At 72.3% G+C, this 24,199-nt stretch carries 21 protein-coding genes and 1 pseudogene; 13 read left to right on the top strand and 9 right to left on the bottom strand.

All coding sequences use genetic code 11. The annotated features are described in order from the left end of the window. Positions 1-174 precede the first annotated feature (174 nt). Positions 175-1,122: a polyphosphate kinase 2 gene (gene ppk2, locus AACH11_RS22750; protein WP_341376577.1), complete on the bottom strand. Its 948-nt coding sequence runs from the start codon at positions 1,120-1,122 to the stop codon at positions 175-177. Positions 1,123-1,342: 220 nt separating this feature from the next. Here ppk2 and AACH11_RS22745 point away from each other — a divergent pair, with 220 nt between their 5' ends. Continuing rightward, entirely contained in the window at positions 1,343-3,652 is a 2,310-nt protein-coding gene (locus AACH11_RS22745; RefSeq protein ID WP_423228801.1) for an FUSC family membrane protein, read from the top strand. Positions 3,653-3,756: 104 nt separating this feature from the next. Here the strand turns inward: AACH11_RS22745 and AACH11_RS22740 are convergent. Then, a pseudogene (locus tag AACH11_RS22740) lies at positions 3,757-4,632 on the bottom strand (DUF6920 family protein); the annotation flags it as partial. A 79-nt stretch (positions 4,633-4,711) separates the two neighbouring features. Continuing rightward, positions 4,712-5,362, bottom strand: coding sequence for a Crp/Fnr family transcriptional regulator (locus tag AACH11_RS22735; protein WP_341376575.1), 651 nt, complete (start codon positions 5,360-5,362; stop codon positions 4,712-4,714). A 135-nt stretch (positions 5,363-5,497) separates the two neighbouring features. Between AACH11_RS22735 and AACH11_RS22730 the strand changes: the two genes are divergently transcribed. The 3 genes from AACH11_RS22730 (at position 5,498) to AACH11_RS22720 (ending at position 7,365) form a co-directional block, all read left to right on the top strand. Further along, entirely contained in the window at positions 5,498-5,890 is a 393-nt protein-coding gene (locus AACH11_RS22730; protein WP_341376574.1) for a hypothetical protein, read from the top strand. Between the two features lie 153 nt (positions 5,891-6,043). Beyond that, positions 6,044-6,736 carry a Bax inhibitor-1/YccA family protein gene (locus AACH11_RS22725; RefSeq protein ID WP_341376573.1) on the top strand — a complete coding sequence of 231 codons (693 nt, stop codon included), beginning with the start codon at positions 6,044-6,046 and terminating at the stop codon, positions 6,734-6,736. A gap of 50 nt (positions 6,737-6,786) precedes the next feature. Next, positions 6,787-7,365 (top strand): exopolysaccharide biosynthesis protein, encoded by a 579-nt coding sequence (locus AACH11_RS22720; RefSeq protein ID WP_341376572.1) that lies wholly within the window; start codon positions 6,787-6,789, stop codon positions 7,363-7,365. A 90-nt stretch (positions 7,366-7,455) separates the two neighbouring features. On the opposite strand, the gene AACH11_RS22715 is transcribed toward AACH11_RS22720, so the two are convergent. Both AACH11_RS22715 and AACH11_RS22710 read right to left on the bottom strand, forming a co-directional pair. Continuing rightward, a complete protein-coding gene (locus AACH11_RS22715; RefSeq protein WP_341376571.1) occupies positions 7,456-8,289 on the bottom strand; it encodes a 3-ketoacyl-ACP reductase in 834 nt (277 codons plus the stop codon). 23 nt (positions 8,290-8,312) lie between these two features. Next, complete coding sequence (locus AACH11_RS22710) at positions 8,313-9,161, bottom strand: IclR family transcriptional regulator (RefSeq protein WP_341376570.1); 849 nt, start codon at positions 9,159-9,161, stop codon at positions 8,313-8,315. Between the two features lie 159 nt (positions 9,162-9,320). Between AACH11_RS22710 and AACH11_RS22705 the strand changes: the two genes are divergently transcribed. The 6 genes from AACH11_RS22705 (at position 9,321) to AACH11_RS22680 (ending at position 15,883) form a co-directional block, all read left to right on the top strand. Continuing rightward, complete coding sequence (locus AACH11_RS22705; RefSeq protein WP_341376569.1) at positions 9,321-10,085, top strand: SDR family NAD(P)-dependent oxidoreductase; 765 nt, start codon at positions 9,321-9,323, stop codon at positions 10,083-10,085. A gap of 70 nt (positions 10,086-10,155) precedes the next feature. Further along, positions 10,156-11,010: an alpha/beta fold hydrolase gene (locus tag AACH11_RS22700; RefSeq protein ID WP_341376568.1), complete on the top strand. Its 855-nt coding sequence runs from the start codon at positions 10,156-10,158 to the stop codon at positions 11,008-11,010. Positions 11,011-11,058: 48 nt separating this feature from the next. Beyond that, positions 11,059-12,603 (top strand): flavin-containing monooxygenase, encoded by a 1,545-nt coding sequence (locus tag AACH11_RS22695; RefSeq protein ID WP_341376567.1) that lies wholly within the window; start codon positions 11,059-11,061, stop codon positions 12,601-12,603. Next, positions 12,600-13,610: a tripartite tricarboxylate transporter substrate-binding protein gene (locus AACH11_RS22690; RefSeq protein WP_341376566.1), complete on the top strand. Its 1,011-nt coding sequence runs from the start codon at positions 12,600-12,602 to the stop codon at positions 13,608-13,610. The genes AACH11_RS22695 and AACH11_RS22690 overlap by 4 nt, the downstream gene beginning before the upstream one ends. A 12-nt stretch (positions 13,611-13,622) precedes the next feature. Beyond that, positions 13,623-14,396 (top strand): coniferyl-alcohol dehydrogenase, encoded by a 774-nt coding sequence (locus tag AACH11_RS22685; protein ID WP_341376565.1) that lies wholly within the window; start codon positions 13,623-13,625, stop codon positions 14,394-14,396. Positions 14,397-14,422: 26 nt separating this feature from the next. Then, positions 14,423-15,883, top strand: a complete 1,461-nt coding sequence (locus AACH11_RS22680; protein WP_341376564.1) for an aldehyde dehydrogenase family protein — start codon at positions 14,423-14,425, stop codon at positions 15,881-15,883. A gap of 20 nt (positions 15,884-15,903) precedes the next feature. On the opposite strand, the gene AACH11_RS22675 is transcribed toward AACH11_RS22680, so the two are convergent. From AACH11_RS22675 to hmpA, 4 genes are all read right to left on the bottom strand, one after another. Continuing rightward, positions 15,904-17,361, bottom strand: a complete 1,458-nt coding sequence (locus tag AACH11_RS22675; RefSeq protein WP_341376563.1) for a diguanylate cyclase domain-containing protein — start codon at positions 17,359-17,361, stop codon at positions 15,904-15,906. 123 nt (positions 17,362-17,484) lie between these two features. Then, entirely contained in the window at positions 17,485-17,850 is a 366-nt protein-coding gene (locus tag AACH11_RS22670) for a glutaredoxin domain-containing protein (RefSeq protein ID WP_341376562.1), read from the bottom strand. A gap of 73 nt (positions 17,851-17,923) precedes the next feature. Further along, positions 17,924-18,361: an Rrf2 family transcriptional regulator gene (locus AACH11_RS22665; protein WP_341376561.1), complete on the bottom strand. Its 438-nt coding sequence runs from the start codon at positions 18,359-18,361 to the stop codon at positions 17,924-17,926. 37 nt (positions 18,362-18,398) lie between these two features. Then, on the bottom strand, positions 18,399-19,616 hold the full coding sequence (gene hmpA, locus AACH11_RS22660) for an NO-inducible flavohemoprotein (protein ID WP_341376560.1): 1,218 nt from the start codon (positions 19,614-19,616) through the stop codon (positions 18,399-18,401). A 215-nt stretch (positions 19,617-19,831) separates the two neighbouring features. Here hmpA and AACH11_RS22655 point away from each other — a divergent pair, with 215 nt between their 5' ends. From AACH11_RS22655 to AACH11_RS22645, 3 genes are all read left to right on the top strand, one after another. Continuing rightward, positions 19,832-21,190: an esterase-like activity of phytase family protein gene (locus AACH11_RS22655; protein WP_341376559.1), complete on the top strand. Its 1,359-nt coding sequence runs from the start codon at positions 19,832-19,834 to the stop codon at positions 21,188-21,190. An 84-nt stretch (positions 21,191-21,274) separates the two neighbouring features. Then, positions 21,275-23,209, top strand: a complete 1,935-nt coding sequence (locus tag AACH11_RS22650; RefSeq protein WP_341376558.1) for a bifunctional metallophosphatase/5'-nucleotidase — start codon at positions 21,275-21,277, stop codon at positions 23,207-23,209. 31 nt (positions 23,210-23,240) lie between these two features. Next, the gene (locus AACH11_RS22645) at positions 23,241-24,068 is read left to right on the top strand and encodes a PEP-CTERM sorting domain-containing protein (RefSeq protein ID WP_341376557.1); all 828 of its coding nucleotides are present in this window, start codon (positions 23,241-23,243) and stop codon (positions 24,066-24,068) included. The last annotated feature ends 131 nt before the right edge of the window (positions 24,069-24,199 follow it).

The raw sequence follows: 24,199 nt of genomic DNA, 5'->3' as shown, positions 1-24,199 counted from the left end.
GGCATCTCCGTCGGCCAGGTCATGCGATCGATCTGGCCCTTCTACACCGCCCTCGGCGTCTGCCTGCTGCTCGTCACCTACGTGCCCGCCTTCTCCACCTGGCTGCCCAGGCTGGTGATCGGGCACTGAGGTCGCAAGGCCCGTCCGTCGGGTCTGCGCACGGCGACGACGGGCTCAGCCGGCGTCCGGCGTAGGCCCGTCCTCATCGCCATAGCGATCCGGCACGAACATCGCGTCGGGCACGGGCTGGCGGATGTAGTCCGGATGGCGCACCCGCTCGGGCAGCTCGATCGCCGGCCGCTCGATCTCGTGGTAAGGCATCTGGCCCAGCAGGTGGGCGATGCAGTTCAGCCGCGCGCGCTTCTTGTCGACCGCCTGCACCACGTGCCAGGGCGCCTCGGGGATGTGGGTGCGCTCCAGCATCGCTTCCTTGGCCTTGGTGTAGTCCTCCCAGCGGCGGCGGCTCTCCAGGTCCATCGGGCTCAGCTTCCACTGCTTGAGCGGATCGTGGATGCGGCCGAGGAAGCGCAGGTGCTGTTCGTCGTCGGTGATCGAGAACCAGTACTTGATCAACTGGATGCCCGAACGCACCAGCATGCGCTCGAACTCGGGCACCGAGCGGAAGAACTCCTCCACGTCGTCCTCGGTGCAGAAGTCCATCACCCGCTCGACGCCGGCGCGGTTGTACCAGCTGCGGTCGAACAGCACCATCTCGCCGGCGGCCGGCAGGTGGGCCACGTAGCGCTGGAAGTACCACTGGGTCTTCTCGCGGTCGTTGGGCGCGGGCAGCGCCACCACCCGGCAGACGCGCGGATTCAGGCGCTGGGTGATGCGCTTGATGACGCCACCCTTGCCGGCCGCGTCCCGCCCCTCGAACAGGATGACCACGCGGTGGCCGGTGTGGGCCACCCAGTCCTGGAGTTTGACCAGCTCGGCCTGCAGGCGGAACAGCTCGCGGAAGTAGTGCTGGCGGGCGCTGCGGGTCTCGGGCGTGTCCTCGGTCGAGAGGCCGGGCACGGCCAGGTGGCGGTCCTCGATCTCGAGCTCCAGCTCCTCGTCGTAGCCGTCGATGAGGTCGCGCTCGATGCGGCGCATCAGTTCAAGATGGTTTTCGGGCGTCATGCAGGCAGGCTGCCGCACGTCGATGACGGGCCCATGACAAGCACCGCGGCCGGATACTTGCTTGGGGACTGTGGCAGCATCGCCGCCCCCGCCGTGGCGCCCGGGTACCGCGGGCCCGCAACGACGGACCCGTGGCCACCGCCCTCTGACCGCCGACCGGCCGCCCGAGCGTCCAGGCCGCCCGCCCTTCCCGTCTCCGCCTCTGATCCCGTCGTCCGCCGTGCGCCTCGAACATCTGTCCACCGACTGGAACCGCCTCTGGCGCCAGGCCCGCCAGCATGATGGCCTGATGCACGGCCTGAGGGCCCTGGCCGCACTCGTCGCGGTGCTGGGCCTGGCCTGGGTGCGCGACTGGAGCTGGCAGGTGATGCCGGTGCTGCTGGGCGTGGTGGCCAGCGCGCTGACCGAGACCGACGACCCCTGGCGCGGCCGGCTGCGCATGCAGCTGTGCACGCTGGCGGTCTTCGGCCTGCTGGCGGCCGTCGTCGGTGCGGTGCTGCCCTGGCCGCTGGCGCTGACGGCGGCCACGGCGGTCGGCGCGGTGGTGCTGACGCTGGCCGGAGCGCTCGGCGAGCGCTGGCGCGCGCTCGGCTTCGGCGCGCTGGTGTTCGGCCTCTACGTCGCGCTGTCGGCCCAGTCCAGCCGGCGGCCGGCCGGTGAGCTGACCCCGCTGCTGCTGGGCGGTGCGGCCTGGTACGGCCTGGTCTCGGTGCTGTGGTCGGCCGCCGTGGCGCGCGCGCCGGTGCGCCAGCGCCTGGCCCAGGTCTATGCGCTGCTGGGCGAGTACCTGCAGTTGAAGTCACGCCTGCTGGAGCCGATCCGCGATGCCGACATCGCCCAGCGCCGCATGGCGCTGGCGCTCTACAACGGCCTGGTCGTCGATGCGCTGGGCGCGGCGCGCGATGCGCTGTTCTGCCGCCTGCGCGGCCGCAGGGCGCCACCGGCCTGGCTGCAGGACGCACTGCACCAGTACCTGAGCGCGCAGGACATCCACGAGCGCACCTCGTCCTCGCATGAGGACTACGCGCGCCTGGCCGACGCCTTCTTCCGCAGCGATGCGCTCTACCGCTGCCAACGCGTCCTGGGGCTGCAGGGCCAGCAATGCCTGAAGCTGTCGCTGGCCATCGGCCGCCGCCAGCCACTGCGCCACCAGGGCGCCACTGCCCGCGCGATCGAGGACATGCACGGCGCGATCGCCCTCCAGCTGAGCGGATCGGGCATCGGCGCCGGCCCGGGCGCGGATGCGGGTCGCGATGACGGCGCCGGCAGGGATGGCGACCCCGGTCGCCACGCCCGGGCAGGGATCCCGCCCGCGGCCCGCGCGCTGCAGGCCCTGCAGGGCCTGGGCACCAATCTGACCGAGCAGGCCACGGTGCTGGCCCGCGTGCTGCCGATGGACGCCGCGAGCGCGCCGGCCGGTACCGCCGGGGCCACGCCTCAGACCGGCGGCGACCGCAGCCTGGTCGACACCGAGCCGCGCAGCTGGGCCGAGGCCCGCGCCCGCATCCGCGCCCAGTGCCATCTTCGCAGCCCGCTGCTGCGTCACGGGCTGCGGCTGGCGCTGGCGCTGTGCGCCGGCTTCGCGCTGATGACCGCGACCGCTGATCCGCACGGTTACTGGACGCTGCTGACCATCGTCTTCGTCAGCCAGCCACACTACGCGGCCACGCTCAAGCGCCTGGGCCAGCGGCTGACCGGCACGCTGGTGGGCCTGGCGGTCGGCTGGGCGCTGGTGCGGCTGTTCCCGGACGATCTGGCCGGCAGCGTGCTGACGGCGCTCAGCGGCGCGCTGTTCCTGGGCACGCGACGCAGCCACTACGCGCTGGCCACCGGCGCCATCACCACCTTGCTGCTGCTGGCCTTCCACCAGCTGGGCATGAGCGACGGCGTGATCAGCGGCCGCCTGCTCGACACCCTGGCCGGTGGCGGCATCGCCGCGCTGGCGGCTTGGCTGGTGCTGCCGAACTGGCAGGCACGGCAATGGCCGGCGCTGGCCGCGGCCACGCTGCGGGCCCAGGCGCACTACCTGGACCAGGTGCTGGCGCAGGTGGCCGGCGGCACGCCGGACGCGCGCCCCGCCGCCCGTCAGGACCACCTGGATTACCGCATCGCACGTCGCAATGCCCACGTGGCCGATGCCGCGCTGGCCAACGCACTGGCGGCCATGCTGAAGGAGCCGGCCCGCGTGCGCCTGGACACCGGCGCCTGCGGCGCCTTTCTGATCGCCTCACACACGCTGCTGAACTACCTGTCGGCGCTCGGTGCGCATCGGGGGGAGGCGGTGGGCCGGAGCACCGATCCGAGCCTGCTGCCGCAGGCCCGGGCCCTGCGGGAGGACCTGCTGGCGCTCGCCGCCAACATCGTCAGGCCCGCCGCCGAGGAGCGGCCTGCGCCGGCTGGCGGTCACGCCGCCAGCGGCGATCCCGACGCGACGGCCTTCGCGAGCGACCCGGCCTTGCTGCACACGCAGATCGGGTTGGCCCGTGGCCTGCTGCCCGAACTGACAAGGCTGGCGCCACACATGCGCTGAAGGTCGGCGGCATCCGGGGCCGGATTCAGCGCGGCCTGGCCGTCGACCGCCGCGCTCTGACCGACACCCGCCCGCGCGGGTTGCCGTCGGATCTGGATCTGCGTGACACGCCCATCCCAGAACGGATACCGCTGGCCAGCGGCCTGGCGCGAGATCCGGAAGGCCATCGGCAGCCGCACGCCATCGACCCAGCGGTAGTCGCCGCGCGCCACGTGCTCACCCGAGCCGTGCCACGGCGTGTCCAGATCACCGTCCTCCTCGGCCTCGAAGGACAGCAGCGCGCCGTCGGGGGCGAAGCGCGCCAGCAGACGGGCCTCCAGTCCACGCCAGCGCGCGACGGCCCGCGCACGGTCCGGGCCGACGGCCTCCCAGTGCACGATGCCGCCGGGCTGCAGCGCCTGCGGCCAGAGCGGGCTCTCCAGCAGCCAGCGGCGCAGCGAGACCTGGTCGAGGGCGGGCGAGCTGCGCTCATCGACCACCGTCCACACCGACAGCACGCGGGCCTGCATCTCCATGCGGCCGTCGATCCACGCATCCCAGGCCCGTGCCCAGAGGCCGGGCCCGATGCCGGTGGTGGCATCGAACATCAGCGCGGGCACGCCCGAGCTCGCGGTCTGGCGGGCGGTGGTGGCCGAGAAGCTCTGGCTGCGCGGACGACGGAACTGCCCGGCCATCTCCAGCTCGACGACCACCGGCGGCTGCGGACCGCCCGGCATCGCGTAGCGCAGATAGCGCAGCACCGGCGGGGGCAGACCGGCGCTCTCCCAGTCCGGCTGCGCGGCAGCGGCCGGTGATGGCGCCACGGCCGCGGCGACCTGCCGCACCTGGCGGTGGTGCGCGCGCAGTTCCCGCGACAGCGCGGCATCGACCCCCCACAGCAGCAGCGCACCCAGGCCCGCGCCGACCACCAGCCCCCCGGCGACCCTCCGTGCCCACCGTGCCCGCCACCCACCGCGCCCGACGCGCTCCGATGCATCCATGTCCGCCCTCCTTCGATCGCCCCACCCCGGGGCCTGCGGCTGTCGCCGGCGACTCTAGGCAGGACCGGACGCCCAGGCCTTAACCCGGGTTCAGACGCCGCCGGATGCGTGACAGCGCGACATCGGTGATGCCCAGCCAGGAAGCCAGGTGGCGCAGCGGCAGCGCCTGCACCCAATCCGCATGGCGTTCCTGCAGCAGGCGCCAGCGCTCGGTGGCGTCGCAGTGCAGGAACTGGCGCTCGCGCTCCATCTTGTCCTCCAGCAGCGCGGTCAGGGTGCGCAGCTGCAGGGCCTGCCAGTGCGGGTCCGGCGCGGCGGCGGCCGACCAGCCGGCCCAGTCCAGCTGCCAGACCTCGCACGGGGTGACCGCCTCCACACAGAAGGCAGACGGCTGACGCTGCAGGCCCGGCGTCACCGGCCAGAGCAGCGCGCCGGGCAGGAAGAAGTTCTTGGTCGCGGTGCGGCCGCGGCGGTCCAGGTGGTAGAGGCGCAGCGCGCCATCGGTGACGATCCACAACCGGTCCCAGACCTGACCGGGCGCCAGCAGCACCTGGCCGGCCGCCAGGCGGCGCGAGCGCGCGGCGCCGGCGGCCCGCTGCAAGTCGGGCGACAGCGCGCCGAGGGCCGCGCGCAGACGCTGCGCACAGTCCGTCGGCAGATCCGGCGGACCGCCGTCCGGCTGCGTGGCCGCAACGGAACCCACGCCCGGCCCGTGATTCGAAGTGCTCATCCGGTCCGAGTGTCGCGTGCCGGCGGCGCGTCGGCAGCGTCACCCGGCGCCTGCAGCCACACCGTTCACGACCACCGCCCCGACACCCGCCGCCCTCGCCCACGTCCGCGTGGGCCAGACGCTACACTTCACGCCATGCCCCACCGGGTGATCGCCTTCTTCCTGTCGCTGTTCCTGCTGCTCGGGTCCGGTCTGGCCTCGGCCCAGGTCGGTCGCGTCCTGGCCGCTCCGGCGGACGGGGCGGCAGCGGGCCTCACCCTGGTCCAGGTGGCCGAAGCCCTCGCCACCGAAGGCGATGCCGGACACGAGACCGGCACGCCCACCGACCCGCTGACGGAAGAACGCCCCGGCCCGGCCGAGCTGGAGTCCGTCAGCGAACCTCCGGCCCTGCCGCCGCCGCCCGGTCTGCCGACCGGCAACGTGATGGTGGCCGGCCCGCCCGTGGCCGCCATCGAGCCGGGCTTCACCCCGCCCTTCCTGGCCGGCCCCCTGCGCCCGCCCTGCAACGGCCGCCTCCCGGCGGCCTGAAGGCCCGGCTGCGCACGGTCGCCCGTCGACCGTCAGCGCCGCCCCACCGACACGCCGCCGCGACGCCCGCAGGCCCGGATCCGTCCGCGCGCCAGCCGGTCGTCCGTCGACTCCCCCCTTTTCAAACCGCTTTCCGACCCCATACTGCACACCATGAACCAGCCCACCTTCTCCCTGTTCCAGAACGCCGGGACGCTGAGTCCGGCCGAGCGCAACCGCGTGCTGCGCAACACCTACTGGCTGCTGGCCCTGTCGATGGTGCCCACCGTGCTGGGCGCCTGGCTGGGCGTGGCCACCGGCCTGTCGCGCGCGATGTCGCCGATCGTCGGCATGGTCGTCTTCCTGGCCGGCTCGTTCGGCTTCATGTTCGCGATCGAGCGCACGAAGAACTCGGCGGCCGGCGTACCCGTGCTGCTGGCCTTCACCTTCTTCATGGGCCTGATGCTGTCGCGCCTGATCGGCTCGGTGCTGGGCCTGGCCAACGGCGCCTCGCTGATCATGATGGCCTTCAGCGGCACCGGCCTGATCTTCCTGGGCATGGCCACGCTGTCGACCGTCATCAAGCGCGATCTGGGCTCGATGGGCAAGTTCCTGTTCATCGGCATGATCATGCTGTTGGTGGCCGGTGTCGCGAACATCTTCATCCAGTCCAGCGCGCTGATGATCACCCTGTCGGTGCTGGCCATCGGCATCTTCTCGGCCTTCATCCTGCATGACCTGAAGGCGGTGCAGGACGGCTACGAGACCAACTACATCAGCGCCACGCTGAACGTCTACCTGAGCCTGTACAACGTGTTCCAGTCGCTGCTGTCGCTGCTGGGCATCTTCGGCAGCCGCGACGAGTGAGTCTGCCGACCGGCGGGGACCGGCCGGAAGGCCGCGCCCCGCTGTCCCTGATGTTGCAGACCCTGGCCGGCGATGCGCGACGCGAGCGCATCACGATGGCCGATCTGCTGGACTTCCTGGGTGACCGCGCACTGGCCGCCCTGCTCTTCGTCTTCGCGGTGCCCAACGTGCTGCCGATGCCGCCGGGCACGTCCATCCTGCTGGGGGCACCGCTGGTGTTCCTGGCCGCCCAGCTGGCGCTCGGTCGCCGGCCGTGGCTGCCCGCGGTGATCGCCCAGCGCTCGCTGCGGCGCGAGGACTTCGCCGCCATCGTGCGCCGCATCCATCCCTGGCTGACCCGGGCCGAGCGCATGCTGCGCCCGCGCGCGGTGCTGCTGGCCCGGCCACCGCTCGAGTACCTGGTCGGTCTGGTCTGCCTGCTGCTGGCCATCGTCGTGCTGCTGCCGGTGCCGCTGGGCAACATGCTGCCGGCGCTCGCCATCAGCCTGATGGCGCTCGGCATCCTGGAGCACGACGGGCTGTGGATCCTGATCGGCCTGGTCACCGCGGTGATCTCGGCCGTCGTGGTCTCGGGCGTGGTGTTCGCGATGGTCAAGGCGGCGGTCTTCTTCATCACCCAGGTGCTGTGAGGCACCGCCTCCGGCCTCCCGGGCCGGACGGCAAACACGGCCGCCCGGCAGGACCTGCGGGTGCGCCGGGCCTGAGCCCGACCGCGGCACTCAGGTCGCGCGGGCGATGTTGAGCCCGCCGGCAACCCAGATCGGCTGGCCCGTCATGTACGGCAGGCGGCCGGCCGCCAGCGCGGCCACCACCTGCCCGACATCCTGCGGCGTGCCCCAGCGCGGCACCGGCACGCGGCCCTCGGCGATCCAGCGGTCGATCACCTCGCTGCCGGCCGAGGCCGTCATGTCGGTGCGGATGAAGCCCGGACGCACCTCGTGCACGGCGATACCGTGGGCCGCCAGCCGGGTCGCGAACAGCCGCGTGACGGTCGACAAGCCGGCCTTGCTGATGCAGTAGGGCGCTCGGTCCGGCGAGACCAGCTCGGCCGCGATCGAGGTGATGAAGACGATGGACGGCGGCGGCCCGTCAGCCGCAGCGACCACCGCATCCTCCGGCATCGGCACGGCCACCAGCCGCCGCGCCACCGCCTGGGTGAGAAAGAAGCTGCCCCGCAGATTGATGCCCAGGTTGCGGTCGAAGGCCTCGGGGCCGATCTCCAGCAGATCGGTCAGCGGCCGGCTGGCGATGCCGGCGTTGTTGACGAGACAGCGCGGCGGCGCGCCGAAGGCCGCCTCCAGCGCCTGCAGCACCGGGCCGTGCTGCGCCAGATCAGCGATGTCCAGCCGCTGGTAGACGACGCGCACCGCACCGCCCTGGGTAGCGGCCAGCGCCTGCACGGTGGCCTCGGTGTCCGGGCCGGGCGCATCGAGATCGACGATGGCCACGTCCAGGCCCTGGGCGCACAGGCTGTGGGCGATGGCGTGGCCGATGCCCCTCAGGCCGCCGGTGACGAGGGCCCAGGGGCGGGCGGAAGAACGGGATGCGGACATGGGGCGACAGGCTCCGTGACAGGTCAATCGATCAGTTGGCCGATGGCCTCGGCGGCCTCCAGCAGACGGGGGGCGAGGTCGCGCACGCGCTCGGGCAGCAGGCGCTGCTCGACCGCCGAGATCGACACCGCCATGTAGGGCGCTCGGCTGCGCGAGGGCACCGGTGCGGCCATGCCGGCCACGCCCGGCATCACCACGTTGGGCCCGGCGCAGTAACCCAGACGGCGCACCTCGTCGAGCTTCTCGCGCAGGCTGCGCTCGACGCCCCAGCGGTTGTGTTCCAGCCAGTCGGCCGGCGCGTCGAGCGCCAGACGCTGGATGCGCTGGCGCTGCTCGCCCTCGTCCATCGAGGCCAGCAGCGCCAGACCGGCATAGCCGGCGGTCAGCGGCTTGGTGTCGCCAGCGGCCACCAGATGGGTGCGGATCGGGTAGCTGCCCTCACAGCGCAACAGGTAGTGCACGCCGTCGAGCCGGCGCAGCGCCACGTAGACCACGTCGCCGCAGGCATCGGCCAGGCCCTGGGCGATGCGGCGCACCGCGTGCAGGTCGTGGATGGGCGTCGGTGCGGCCAGGCCGAGCGCGAACAGCGCGGGCCCCAGCACCCAGCGCCGGTCCGGCTGCTGCTGCACATAGCCGACCGCGGCCAGTTCGCCCAGCAGGCGGTGCACGGTGGGCCGGGCGATGCCGGTGTCCAGCGCCAGCTCCTTCAGTCGCGCACCCGCCGCCCCCTGGCGCGAGACGGCCGCCAGCAGGCGCGCGATGCGCTCGACGAGCTGTGGCCGGATGGCCTCGGCGACGGGTGGCGAGACGACGTCCGACGCCGCAGCGACGCGTCCGGAAGGCTCAGGGTTAGCGAGAGGCAGTACGTCCATGGGGCGGACTCAATCGATGGGTATTGATGCACGACAAACCCAATACTAAGCCTCAGACAACGCGCCTCACCCAGGTGACAGCCCTGGACAAGGCGCTGAATGTAGTCCGCTCAACGGACTCTCGACAGTCCACCTCTCGGTCCTTTTCCCTCACCGACCATGCAGACCACGATCCAGCTCAGCGGCCAGTCGGCCATCGTCACCGGTGCCGGCAGTGGCATCGGCCAGGCCGTCAGCCGGCGCTTGGGCGCCCTCGGCGTCGGTGTGCTGACGGTCGACCTCGACGGCACGGCGGCCGAGGCCACCGCCGCCCAGGTGCGAGCAGCCGGCGGCCGGGCCGAGGGCTGCGCCGGCGACGTGCGCGACGAGGCGCTGGGCCCGCGGCTGCTGGCCCGCGCGCTGGAGGCCCACGGCCGGCTCGACATCCTGGTCAACAACGCCGGTCGCGGCAGCGCGATGAAGCCGATCTGGGAGATCGATCCGGCCACCTGGCGGGAGGACCTGGAGCTCAACCTGACGAGCCAGTTCCTGCTGTGCCGCGCGGTCGTGCCGCACCTGCGCGCCGCCGGCTACGGCCGCATCGTCAACGTCGCGTCCTCGGCCGGCATGGAGGGCCATGCCCGTGCCGGCGCCTATGCGGCCGCCAAGGCCGGCGTCATCGCGCTGACCAAGACGCTGGGCAAGGAGCTGGCGGCCGACGGCGTGCTGGTCAACGCCATCGCCCCGGCGCTGATCGACTCGCCGCTGCTGCGCAGCGCCTGGTTCGACCCCGCCGTGCGCGAGGACCTGCTGCGCCGCATCCCGATGGGGCGCGCCGGCCGGCCCGAGGAAGTGGCCGAGATGGTGGCCTTCCTGGTCAGCCCGGGCCTGAGCTTCTCGACCGGCGCCGTCTTCGATCTGTCCGGCGGACGGGCCACCTATTGATCCATCGACGCGTCCTTGCGCCACCCTGCCGCTTCCGATGTCCATGCGCCACACCCCTTCAGCCCCGACCATGACCCCGACCGATCCCACCACCCGCCAGACGCTGACCGTCCGCGTCGACGACACCGACGTGCGCCTGCACGTCGCCGGCCAGCGCCGCCCGGGCCAACGCCCGCTGGTGCTGGTGCACGGCAGCACCGGCAGCACCGACAGCCACTACGGCTACCTGTTCCCGATGCTGGCCTTCGACCGCCAGGTGGTCTCGATCGACCTGGCGGCGCCGGCCGGCGACGCCCCCCTGGTGCTGGAGCAGCTCGAACGCCAGGTGCTGGCCGCCATCGAGGCAGCGTGCGGCGACCAGACGGTCGACCTGATGGGCTACTCGCTGGGCGCGGTGCTGGCCGCCGACCTCGCGGCACGGCATCCGGCGCGCGTGGGCTCGCTGGTGCTGGTGGCCGGCTGGATGCAGACCGACGGCCACCAGCGCCTGCGCAACCGCATCTGGCACGAGCTGCGTGCCGCCCGGGCCGAATCGCTGCCCGCCTACATGATGTTCTGTGCGTTCAGCCCGGCCTTCATCCGCCTGCGCACCGAGGCCGAACTGGCGCAGATGGCCGCCCGCATCCCGCTCGACGGCTTCGTCGACCGCCAGATGGCGCTGAACGCCGCCATCGACATCCGCGAGCGCATCGGCGACATCCGCGCCACCACGCTGGTGGTCGGCTGCACGCATGACCAGATGGTGCCGCCCGAGCATGCGCGGCTGCTGTTCGGTGGCATCGATGACGCCCGCTACACGCAGATCGACGCCGGCCACGCGGTGGTCTTCGAGCGCCCGGCCGAGCTGCTGTGCCAGGTCAGCCGCTTCCTCGATGCGCCGCAGCGCCATCCGGCCGGCAGCGTGATCGAGCCCGACCGCCCCTGAGCACGGCCGCCCCGTCGCCCCGCAGATCCACCGCACTGGACACCCCTCATGGACACCGTCACTTCCGCCACCCCCGTGTCACCCGAGGCACCCGACATCCTGATCATCGGCAGCGGCTTCGCCGGCCTGGGCATGGCCATCCGCCTGCTGCGCAGCGGCTGCACCTCATTCCTGGTGCTGGAACGCGCCGACGACGTCGGCGGCACCTGGCGCGACAACCACTACCCGGGCATCGCCTGCGATGTGCCCTCGCACCTGTACTCCTTCTCCTTCCGGCCCAAGGCCGACTGGTCGCGCGTGTTCTCGCCCGGCGGCGAGATCCACGCGTACCTGCGTGACTGTGCCCGCGAGGAAGGGTTGCTGCCCTACATCCGCTTCGGCACGCCGATGCTGGACGCACACTGGGACGAGGCCGCCGCCTGCTGGCACGTGCGTACGCCACAGGGCGTCCACACCTGCCGTTATCTGATCGCCTGCCCCGGCCACCTGGCCGATGCCCACCAGCCCGACATCCCGGGCCTGGAAAGCTTCAGCGGCGAGGTCTTCCACTCCGCACGTTGGCGCCATGACGTGGCGCTGGAGGGCAAGCGCATCGGCGTCGTCGGCTCCGGCGCCTCGGCGATCCAGATCGTGCCCGAGATGGCCAAGGTGGCCGGCGAGCTGACGGTGTTCCAGCGCAGCGCACCCTACATGATCCCGCGCCCCGACCGGGCCTACAGCCTGGCCGAGCGGCGGCTGTTCGTGCGCGACCCGCAGGCCGTCACCCGCGCCCGCGCCGAGATCTTCTGGGGCGGCGAGCACAACTTCATCCAGCGCCGCAACGTGCCGCGCTTCGTCGCCGAGGCCAAGGCCCTGGCACTCGGCCACCTGCACGCCCAGGTGCCGCCCGGCCCGTTGCGTGACGCGCTGACGCCGCGCTACGAGATCGGCTGCAAGCGCGTGCTGATCTCCGACACCTACTACCCCGCGCTGCAGCAGCCCCATGTGCGGCTGGTGCCGTCGGCCCTTGAACGGCTGGACGGCGACGAGGCCATCAGCGCCGACGGCCAGCGCCACCGGCTCGACGTGCTGGTGTGCGCGACCGGCTTCGAGGCCACCCGCCCGCCGTTCGCCCAGCTCATCCACGGCCGTTCAGGCATCAGCCTGGACGCGCACTGGTCCGGCGGCATGCTGGCCCACGACTCGATCGCGGTGCACGGCTGGCCCAACCTGTTCATCATCAACGGCCCCAACACCGGCCTGGGCCACAACTCGGTGGTCTACATCATCGAGGCCCAGATCGACTACATCCTGGGTGCGCTCGACCATGCCCGTCAGGCCGGCGTCGGCGTGCTGGAAGCCCAGGCGCAGGCCCAGGACGACTACATGGCCGCCCTCGACCAGCGGGCCCAGGGCAGCGTCTGGCTGGCCGGGGGCTGCCGCAGCTGGTACGTGGACGAACGCAGCCAGCGCCTGACCCTGGTGTGGCCCGGCTATGCCTGGGCCTTCCGCGACGCCAATTCCCGCTTCCGCCCCGAGACCTACCGGCAGACGCCGATGGCCGCTGCAGCCACGACCCGCCCGGTGCAGAACATCCCCCAGGAGACCGCATGACCCTCTCTCGCCGCCCCTTCCTGCGCCGGCTGGCCGCGCTGACGACCGGGCCTCTGGCCGTCACGGTGGCCACCGCGCTGGCGTTGCTGGCACCTCAGGCCAACGCCCAGAGCGAGCCGACGCCGGCCCGCATCCTGGTCGGCTTCAGCGCCGGTGGCTCCTTCGATGCCGTGGCCCGGCTGCTGGCCGAGCGGCTGCGGCTGGAGCTCAAGCGCCCGGTGATGGTCGAGAACCGGCCCGGGGCCGGCGGCCGGCTGGCCGTCGATGCGCTCAAGAGCGGCCCGCGCGACGGCAGCACCGTGATGCTGGGCCCGGACGCGCTGACCGCGATGTACCCGTTCACGCTCGCCCGCATCCAGTACGACCCGAAGAAGGACCTGCTGCCGATCGGCACCGTCACCGAGTTCCCCTTCGTGCTGGCCGTCAGTGCCCAGGCCCGTACCGCCACACTGGCCGACTACGTGCGCTGGGCCAAGGCCAATCCCCAACAGGCCAACTACGGTGTTCCGGCACGCGGCGCGCCGCACCATTTCTTCGGCATCACGCTGGGCCAGGCCATCGGGGTGCCGCTGCAGGACGTGCCCTTCCAGGGCAGCGCGCCGATGCTGGTGGGCGTGATCGGCGAGCAGGTCTCGGCCGGCATCGACGCCTACGGCAGCGTGCTGGAGCAGCACCGTGCCGGCAAGCTGCGGATGCTGGCGATCTCCGCGCCGCAGCGCATGCCGCAGACGCCCGACGTGCCCACCTTCACCGAGCAGGGCTACAAGGGCATCCAGGGCATGGGCTTCAACGCCCTGTATGCGCCGGCCGGCACGCCGCCCGCCGCCGTCAGCGCCTGGAGCCAGGCCCTGGCCCGCGTGCTCGGCCAGCCCCAGGTGCGCGAGCAGCTGCTGGCCATGGGCATGCTGCCCGTGGGCAAGGGCCCGGACGAGCTGATCGAACGCCAGCGCCAGGCCATCGCCCGTTGGGAGCCGGTGATCCGCGCCTCCGGCTTCCGCGCAGACTGAGGAGACATCGCCATGCTCACGAACAAGACCCTCGTCATCACCGGTGCCGCTTCGGGCATCGGTGCAGCCACCGCCGCGCATTGCGCCGCGCTCGGCGCACGTGTGCTGTGCGTCGACATGCGCCCGCCAGCCCGGCAGCACGCAGGCTTCTTCCAGGCCGATCTGTCGGACCCTGCGGCGATCGACCGTCTGGTCGCCGAGCTGCCCGCGGGCATCGACGGCCTGGCCAACATTGCCGGCCTGCCGCCGACCCGCCCGGCGGCCGACGTGCTCAAGGTCAATCTGCTGGGCCTCAGGCACCTGACCCTGGGTCTGCTGCCCAAGCTGGCCGATGGCGCGTCCATCGTCAACCTGGCCTCGCTGGCCGGCTTCGAGTGGCCGCAGGCCCTGCCCGCCATCCAGGCCAGCGAGGACCTGGACTTCGCCGCCGTGCCCGCCTTCTGCGAGCGCTTCGGCATCCACGGTGCCCGCAGCTACTTCTTCTCGAAGGAGGCACTGATCGCCTGGACGTTGCGTCACCGCTGGAGCTGGCGTGCGCGCGGTATCCGCATGAACGCCGTCAGCCCCGGCCCGGTCGACACGCCGATCCTGCAGGACTTCATCGAGACGCTGGGCGAGCGCGCCGAGGAGGACATGCGCATCATGGACCGGCCCGGCCGTGCCGATGACATCGCCCCGGTGGTGGCCTTCCTGCTGTCGGACGGCGCCGCCTGGATCCGTGGCACCAACGTGCCGGTGGACGGCGGCATGCACGCCCACATCCTGGCCCAGATCCACGGCCTGTGAGGCCGCATCCCCGAACGGAGCCCGAGATGGACCTGCCCGAGATCACCCCGATGCACATCGGCGGCGAAGCCACGCTGGCGCGCGACGGCCACTGCTTCGAACGCCGCAACCCGCTGGACCACCGCGTGGCCAGCCGCGCCCCGGCCGCCCGCGCCGACGACGCGCTGAGCGCGGTCGAGGCCGCCGCGGCCGCCTTTCCCGCCTGGTCGGCCACCGGTCCGACCGAGCGCCGCACGCGGCTGGTGGCGGCTGCCGCGGCGCTGGAGGCCCGCGCGCCGGAGATCACCCGTGCGATGGCCGCCGAGACAGGCGCCTCGGCCCAGTGGGCCGGCTTCAACGTCCACCTGGCCGCCGACATGCTGCGCGAGGCCGCCGCCCTGACCACGCAGATCGGCGGTGAGGTGATCCCGTCGGACGTGCCCGGCAACCTCGCGCTGGCCGTGCGCCAGGGCGCCGGCGTGGTGCTGGCCATCGCGCCCTGGAACGCGCCGGTCATTCTGGCGGTGCGCAGCCTGGCCGTGCCGCTGGCCTGCGGCAACACCGTCGTGCTCAAGGGCAGCGAGCTGTGCCCGGCCACCCAGGGCCTGGTGGTGCAGGCCCTGCAGGACGCCGGCCTGCCGCGCGGTGTCGTCAACTACGTCACCCATGCACCCGAACATGCGGCCGAGGTGGTCGAGGCGATGATCGCCCACCCGGCCGTGCGGCGGGTGAACTTCACCGGCTCGACCCACGTCGGCCGGCTGATCGCCGCGGCCTGTGCGCGTCACCTCAAGCGCAGCGTGCTGGAGCTTGGCGGCAAGGCGCCGCTGCTGGTGCTCGACGACGCCGACCTGGACGCGGCCGTGGCCGCCGCCACCTTCGGCGCCTTCGCCAACTCGGGCCAGATCTGCATGTCGACCGAGCGCCTGATCGTCGACGAGACGGTGGCCGACGCCTTCGTCGACCGTCTGGCGGCACGCGCCTGCGCGTTGCCGTTGGGCGATCCGCGGCTCGGGCCGGTGGTGCTGGGCTCGGTGATCGACCGGCAGACCGTCGAGCGCTGCAACGCCCTGATCGACGACGCGCTGGCCAAGGGCGCGGTGCTGCGCTGCGGCGGCCGCGCCGACAGCACGCTGATGCCGGCCACGCTGCTCGATCATGTGCGACCCGACATGCGCATCTACCACGAGGAGACCTTCGGCCCGGTCAAGGCCATCGTGCGGGTGCGCGGCGTGGACGCGGCCGTGGCCTGCGCCAACGACAACGCCTTCGGCCTGTCGGCCGCGGTCTTCGGCCGCGACATTGCACGGGCCTGGCAGGTGGCCGGTCGCATCGACAGCGGCATCTGCCACGTCAACGGCCCGACCGTGCACGACGAGGCCCAGATGCCCTTCGGCGGCGTCAAGGGCAGCGGCTGGGGCCGCTTCGGCGGCCGCGCCGGCATCGAGGAGTTCAGCGAACTGCGCTGGATCACGGTGCAGACGACACCGCGCCAACTGCCGTTCTGAGGCGACTGCGCGGGGCCGGCTCAGACCGTGGAGGCGATGCCCACCGGCATCACGTCCGGCGTCTCCTCGCACGCCCGCCCCCGCCCCTGCCCCTTGGCCGCGTAGAGCAGCGCGTCCGCGCGCTGCATCAGCATCGCCAGTGACTCGCCCTCGGGCCGGGACAGTGCCATGCCGACGCTGGCGCTGATGCGCAGCTCGCGCCCCTCGAACAGACAGGGGGCCTCGGCGGCGGCCAGCACGGTGTCGGCGATGCGGCGCACGACGGCCGGATCGTGGCAACCGACCAGCAGCACCGCGAACTCGTCGCCGCCCAGACGCACCACCAGATCGCTGCTGCGCACCGCGCGCTGCAACCGGTTGGCGAACTCGCACAGCAGGGCATCGCCAGCGGCATGGCCGTGGCGGTCGTTGACCGGTTTGAAGTGGTCGAGGTCGATGTAGAGCAGGGCCAGGCGGCCGTCCTCGCCGGTGGCCTCGCGGGCGGCCATGCGCTGCTGCAGGCCGGTGCGGTTGTACAGGCCGGTCAGCGGGTCGCGCTCGGCCAGCTCGGCCAGGCGCTGCTGCTCCAGGCGCTGGGCGGTGATGTCCTGGCTGATACCGACGAAGCCGTCGACCTGGCCATCGAGCTTCATCGGGATGCAACTCAGGGCCAGCCAGCGGGTCCCGTCCGCACCGGGATAGTCGAGCACGAAGTCCACCGCCTCGCCGGCGAAGGCCTTGAGCATCCAGGGCTTGCGTCGCGCCACCTCGGCCGCGCCCAGCACCTCGATGGCGGTGCGGCCGATGATCTCGGAGGCCGGCTTGCCGACATGGCGCTCGAAGGCGCCGTTGACGAAGCGGTAGCGGCCCTGGGCATCGACGATGACGACGGTGGCCGGGATGGCCTCGGTGATGGCCGCGAGCACGTCGGTGTGGCGCTGGACCTGCTGGCGCGACTGCACGTCGGCGGTGATGTCGCGCATCACGGCCGAGAAGCGCTGCAGCCGGCCGTCGGCATCGCGGTGGGCCATCGCCATGTGGCTGAAGGGCACGCCTTCGCGCTCGCCGATGTTCATCGTCGTCTCGCCGACCCAGACGCCACGCTGGCGCAGCACCGGACCGACCTGTTCGGCGAACAGGCGTCGGGTGGTGGCGGTGGCCAGGGTCTGGAAGCTCAGGCCGCCCAGCGGGTCTTCGGGCCTCAGGCCGAGGGCCTCGCGCGCCGCGGGGTTCAGCCAGGTGATGGCGCCGCGGACGTCGGTCTGCACCACGTAGTCGGTGCTGCGCTGCAGGACCTCGACCAGCTGGGCACACGGGGGACCATCGGCCGGCAAGGGCGCGGCGACCGGAGGGGCGGACGGGCGCGGTGCGGGGGCAGGCTCGGGGGCAGGATCGACGGCGGTGGCGGCGAGGTCCGGCGCCGCCTCGGCGGCCGACCAGGCGGCTCGCGCGGCCCGCCACGCGGCCCGCAACCGGCACCCGAAGGTGGCATCGGACATGGATCGAGGGAAAGTCAGGGGCAGACAGGTGACGATCTGGCCTGCACGCGCCTGGGCGCCCGACCGTCCTGGAACGGTTGTCGGCCGCTGCGGCGCGAACTTGAGCCCCGGATGCCTGCGGCCTCAGCCCAGCAGGCGCCGGATCTCGCCGCTGTCGATCAGGGCCCGCAGATCGCTCGCGCCACCGACCAGCTGGCCGCGGACGAAGACCATCGGGAAGGTGGGCCAGCCGGTCCACATCTTCAGTGCGTTGCGACGACGCCAGCCGCTGACATAACTGCCGTAGTCGAGATCGTGATGGGCGATGCCGGCGGCGTCCAGCGCGCGGCGGGCCCGCTTCGGGAACGGGTTGCCGGCCATGCCGACCACCACCACCGGATGCCGGGCGATGGCGGCCTGCACCTGCTGCACGATGTCGGTGTGCAGCGTGGCCACCTGGCTGCGGATGGCCGGGTGGATGGCGGACTCTTCAAGCACGGGACGGGGCATGGCAGGACGGCGGGCGGAGCGCACGGGGCGCGGGCCGACCAGCATAACGCCGGCATCCAGCGGTGTGGCGCCCTCAATCCGGCCGGCGATGCAGCCGCACGATGGCCAGCCCGGTCGGCCCGCGCAACGCATCGGCCAGCGTGTGGCGATCCAGCTCGGCATAGAAGACCCCGCGCGCCTGCTCCAGCAGACCCTTGAGGCCACAGCCGCCCCGCAGCGCGCACGGCGGATCGGCGCAGTCGATCAGCTCGGCGCTGCGCTCCAGCCCCTGCACCACCTCGCCCAGCCGGTACTGCTCGACCGCGCGCGCCAGACGGATGCCCCCACCCTTGCCGCGCACCGTCACCAGCCAGCCCTGCTGCCCCATGAACTGCACGACCTTGGTCAGGTGGTGGTGGGCCACCTCGAAGCGGCCGGTGATCTCGGCGATGGTGGTGACCTGCTCGGCCGGCGCGGCGCTGAGGTACATCAGCACCCGCAGGCCCAGATCGGTGAAGTGCGTGAGTTGCATGGCGGCGGGTGTGGGCAGGCCCGGGCGGGCGGGCGCCTCAGTCTGCCACGCCCCCGGTGCCGAAGGCCTCGACATGCACCCGCGCATCCGGCACGCCGAGCGCCCGCAGGGCCGCGCGCTGGGCGCTCATGAAGCCGGCCGGTCCGCACAGCCAGTGGTCGGCATCGGCGGGCAGCAGGCCATCGCGCTGCAGATCGGCCAGCATCAGGCGGCCGATGGCGTCCGGGGTCGGCGCGCCGGCCGTGGCCGCCGGCGTCTCGTGCACGAAGAAGGTCCGCGCATCCGCGCAGCGCGCGGCCAGCGCCCGCACCTCGCCGGCGAAGGCCTGGACACCCGCATCGCGGGCGGCGTGCAGGAAGCGCACCGGCCGCTGCGGCTGCTCGCGCGCCAGCCAGGCCAGCATCGACATCATCGGCGTGATGCCGACGCCGGCGCTGATCAGCACCACCGGCGTGTCGCGGTCGGTGTGCAGGCGGAAGTCACCGGCCGGCGGCGAGACCTCGACCACATCACCCGCCTGCACCTGACGGTGCAGATGACCGGACACCTGCCCCTCATCCCGCACGTCATCACCGGCCTCGCGCTTGACCGAGATGCGCAGGTGATCGAGCCCGGGCGCGTTCGACAGGCTGTACTGGCGCGGCTGGCGGTAACCCAGCTGCGGCAGCAGCACGCGCACCGACACGTACTGGCCGGGCTGGAAGGCCGGCACCGGGCCGCCATCGGCCGGCACCAGCTCGAAGGAGGTGATCTCGGCGCTTTCCTCGTGCCGCGCGCGCACCCGCAGGCTGCGCCAGCCGCTCCAGCCGCCGGGCTGGGCCGCCGTGGCATCGTACTGGCGCTGCTCCAGTCCGATCAGGATGTCGGCCAGCTGCCCGTAGGCCTGGGCCCAGGCATCGACCAGCGCCGGCGTGGCGGCCTCGCCCAGCACCTCGCCGATCGAGGCCAGCAGGTGGCGGCCGACGATGGCGTAGTGCTCGCGCCGGATGCCCAGGCTGACATGGCGCGCGGCGATGCGCTCGAGCACCGGCATCAGCACCTCGGGCGCATCGATGTGCAGCGCATAGGCGGCCACGGCGCCGGCCAGCGCCTGCTGCTGGGCGCCGCTGCGCTGGTGGCCCTGGTTGAACAGCTCCTTGAGTTCCGGGTTGTGGCGGAACATGCGGGCGTAGAAGTGGCGGGTCAGGTCCAGGCCATGGGCCTGCAGCACGGGGGCGGTGGCCTTGACCTGGGCACGGACGGTGGCGTCGAGCATGGGGATCCTCGGGAGACGGCGGAAGGTTTCAGGGAGAGTCTATTGATGCATCTGTTATGCATCTTATGACATCGGAACCCGGCCTGCACGCAAGCCCGTGCGTCAGCCACGGGCTTGGCGGCCGGCCACGACACCGCACCGTCAACACACGGTCATGCCCGGTTTCCAGAATCCGCCGGCCCGTGCGGGGGCACGGATCGAGGATGGAGCAGGACATGAAGATGACACGCTGGAAGGCGACCGCGTGCGCGGCCGCGATGCTGGCCGCCGGTGCGGCCCAGGCCGCCGGTGCGAGCCTCAGTGGCTGGGCGCTGATGCCCGCGGCCACGTTCTCCGACGGCCCGACCTCGGGCCAGTTCGCGTTCAGCAACGCGGCCAGCCCGGCCAACGATCCGCCCTGGATCGGCCTGCAGCCGGTGCAGGGCTTCTCCGGCGTGCTGGCCGGTGCGGCCGGCAGCTGGCAGATGCTGGTCGACAACGGCTTCGGCAGCAAGGCCAACTCGGCCGATGCGCTGCTGCGCATGTACGCGGTGCAGGTCGACTGGGCCGCCCACACCGTCGGCGCGGCCGACTTCAGCACGGGCACGGCACTCGGCGGCTTCACCGCCGCCTCCCGCCTGCAGCTCAGCGACCCCAATGGCGTGCTGCAGGCCATGGGTCTGAACCCGGTCTACGCGGGCGCCACCTACCCGGGCAGCAGCATCGCCGTCGACAGCCGCATCACCAGCGGCAAGCTGCTGACCGGTGCCGACCTGGATGTCGAATCGGTGCGCCGTGACGCCCAGGGCAACCTGTGGTTCGGCGAGGAATTCGGCCCCTTCCTGGTCAAGGCCGACGCCAACGGCGTGGTGCAGAACATCTACCGCACACCCAACGTGCTGGGTCTGGATGCCAACCCCTACGTGCAGTCGCCGTCCAACACCATCGGCACCGGTGCGGTCAACCTGCCGGGCTCGGGCGGCTTCGAGGGCATGGCGCTGAACGCCAGCGGCACCACGCTGCACACGCTGCTGGAGCGCCCGCTGACCAGCGACACCGACCCGAAGCGCCTGCTGGTGCAGTCCTTCGACCTCGCCACCGAGAGCTGGACCGGCGACTGGTTCGGCTACCGGCTGGAGGCCGCCGGCACCAACATCGGCGACATGACGGCGATCGACGACCAGCGCTTCATCGTCATCGAGCGCAACGGCGGCACCGCCACCAACGGCGCGACGCCGTTCAAGAAGCTGTTCCTGGTCGACAGCAGCCAGCTCGACGCCGACGGCTACGCGCGCAAGACCGAGCTGGTCGACCTGATGAACCTGGCCGATCCGCTGGACCTCGACGGCGACGGCTCGACCACCTTCACCTTCCCCTACGTGACCATCGAGAACGTGGCCGTGATCGACGCGAACACGCTGCTGGTGGTCAACGACAACAACTTCCCCGGTGGCGGCGGCCGTGCCCTGACCTCGGATTCGACCGAGTTCCTGCGCATCAGCCTGACCAGTGCCGTGCCCGAGCCGTCGAGCTACGCGCTGATGGGCGCGGGCCTGGCGCTGCTGGGCGGCCTGGCGCGTCGCCGCAAGGCCTGAGCCCCCCCCCCCCGCGTTCCACGACAAGTCCGCCGCGGCCGTACCGGCCGACGGCGGCCCACCCCTCAGAAAGAACGTCAGCCCATGAACCGCAAGACCCTGATCGCCCTGGCCGCCGCCGGCCTGTGCGCGCACGGCGCCGCGCTCGCGGCCGCCAGCTGCCCGATCGGCAGCGCCACCGGCACCGTCACCCTCGGCACCACCGCCACCACCGTGCCCGACCGCGTGGCGGCCGACTGCCGCACCGTGGACGCCTGGATCAACGACGAATCGCCCTGGGGCAGCCAGGCCGCCTTCCTGGCCCATGTCTCCAGCGTCACGATGTCGCTGCACAAGGCCGGCACACTGACGGCCGCCGAACGCGCCCGCCTGCTGGCGGCCGCCCAGGCCAGCCGCATCGGCGCCGAGATCACGGTCAAGCTGATCGCCTTCAACGACTTCCACGGCTACGTCAAGCCCTTCGAAGGTTCGAGCAGCAACCCGGGCGTGGCCCGCTTCTCGACCCGCATCAAGGCACTGAAGGCCGCCAATCCGCTGCACGCGGTGGTCTCGGCCGGCGACATGATCGGCGCCAGCCCGCTGACCTCGGCCCTGTTCAAGGACGAGCCGACGATCGAGGCGATGAACCGCATCGGCATCGACTTCAACGCCGTGGGCAACCACGAGTTCGACGAAGGCCGCGCCGAGCTGCTGCGCATGCAGCGCGGCGGCAACCACCCGAGCGACGCCTTCTCGGGCCTGGGCCTGCCGGTGGACAAGCGCGCCGACGGCCAGTTCGCCGGGGCGAAGTTCGACTTCCTGGCCGCCAACGTGAGCGACACCGCCACCGGCCGCACCCTGTTGCCCGCCTACGGCGTCAAGGACTTCCTGGGCAACAAGATGGCCTTCATCGGCATGACGCTGGAGGGCACGCCCACCATCGTCTCGCCAGCCGGCGTCGCTGGCCTGCGCTTCGCCGACGAGGCCGACACCGTCAACGCGCTGATCCCGAAGCTGCGCGCCGAGGGCATCCAGAGCATCGTCGTGCTGATCCACGAAGGCGGCGCCGCCGTCAGCGGCACGGCCGGCTGCCCGAGCATCTCCGGGCCCATCGTCGACATCGTCAACCGGCTCGATCCGGCGGTCGATCTGGTGATCTCCGGCCACACCCACCAGGCCTACAACTGCAGGATCGCCAAGCGCGACGGCAGCCTGGTGCGCGTGACCTCGCAAGGCCAGTACGCGCGCAATCTGGGCGACATCGACGTCACCATCGACACCCGGACCAAGGACGTGATCGCCACCAGCGCCACCATCCTGACCACCGGCACCACCACCGCCGAGGACCCGGCACTGACCGACCTGATCGCCCACTACGACAACCTGGCGGCCGTGCCCAAGTCGCGCGTGATCGGCCAGATCACCCAGGCCATCAGCCGCACGCAGAACGCCGCCGGCGAGTCGCCGCTGGGTGACGTGATCGCCGACGCCCAGCTGGCGGCCACCCGCAGTGCCGGCACCGGCGCGGCCGTCATCGCCTTCATGAACCCGGGCGGCATCCGCGCCGACCTGCCGTACAACGCCGCCCGCACCACGCCCGGCAGCGCCCCGGCCGGCCACGTGACCTACGGTGACGCCTTCACCGTCCAGCCCTTCGGCAACAGCCTGGTGACGATGACGCTGAGCGGCGCACAGATCCAGACCCTGCTGGAGACGCAGTTCGTCGGCTGCAACGGCCAGACGGTGGAGCGCATGCTGCAGGTCTCCGACGGCTTCCGCTACAGCTACGCGGCCAACAACGGCTGCGGCCTGCGCGTGACCGGCATGACCCTCAACGGCGTCGTCATCCAGCCGGCGGCCAGCTACCGCGTGACGGTCAACAGCTTCCTTGCCGACGGTGGCGACGGCTTCGCCGTGCTGACCCAGGGCGGCAACCGCCTGGGCGGCGATGTCGACACCGACGCCTTCGAGAAGTACCTGCAGGCCAACCCGAGCGGCGTGGCCCCGGGCCCGGTCAACCGCATCGTCCGTCAGAACTGAGCGGCCGCCGACCCGCATCACAGGAGTTCCCATGAACACGATCAAGACCACCCTGGCGCTGGCCGCCCTGAGTCTGGCCGCGGCCGCCGGCAGCGCGCAGGCCGCCCGTCTGCAACTGGTCAGCGGCAGCAGCTCGGGCAGCGTGGCCACCACCGTCAGCAGCGGCGCCGGCGACAGCGTCCAGCTGAGCGGCAGCACCGTCGACCTGTCCGGCACGGCCGAACTGCTGGGCTTCGGCGCCGGCAGCGACACCGGCGCGCTGGCCGGCGGCAGCGTCCCGCTCAGCCAGGACTGGAGCCAGCTGGCCGTGCTGGACGCCAGCGGCGCCACCACCACCTTCCAGATGGACCTCAGCCACAGCCTGAGCGTCAGCGGCCCGGCCACGGTCGGCATCACACAGCGCTCGACACTGGACCTGACCGGCGAGCTGAGGGTCGCCTCCGACGGCGAGGCCCTGGGCCAGGACGTGGCCGTGCGCCTGCAGCTCGACGCCGACGGTCTGCTCACGTCCGACTTCAGCGGCACGTCCAGCACCGCGGGCTTCACGCTGGAGGTGCGCGACAGCGCCAACCAGCTGCTGGCATCCTACACCGGCCCGCTGGCCGGCGCCAGCGACTCGCTGGACCTCAGCTTCGCCAGCACGGTGGGCCAGACGCTGCTGTTCTCGATGCACTGGGACGGACTGACCGATGTCGCGCTGACGGCCAGCCCGCTGGCGACCGCCACCCTGGCATCGAGCTACCTGATGGGCGGCACCCTGGCCGTGACCGCCGTGCCCGAGCCGCAGAGCGCCCTGCTGCTGCTGGCCGGACTCGGCCTGGTGGCCGTGCGCGCCGCCCGCCGCGAAGCGCGCCACTGAGCCCGACGGGCCCCCACGCGCGACGACGGAACCGGGCCGCCCCGGCCCGACTCCATGGAGCACGGCGCACACGCCGCCCGGGCCTCACCGGCCCGGCGGCCGGCGCGCCGACCGTCCGTCGGATGCCCGGT

This window comes from Pseudaquabacterium rugosum (genome assembly GCF_038066575.1).
GTDB classification, from domain to species: domain Bacteria; phylum Pseudomonadota; class Gammaproteobacteria; order Burkholderiales; family Burkholderiaceae_C; genus Pseudaquabacterium; species Pseudaquabacterium rugosum.
This window is presented reverse-complemented; position numbering and strand designations above follow the sequence as displayed.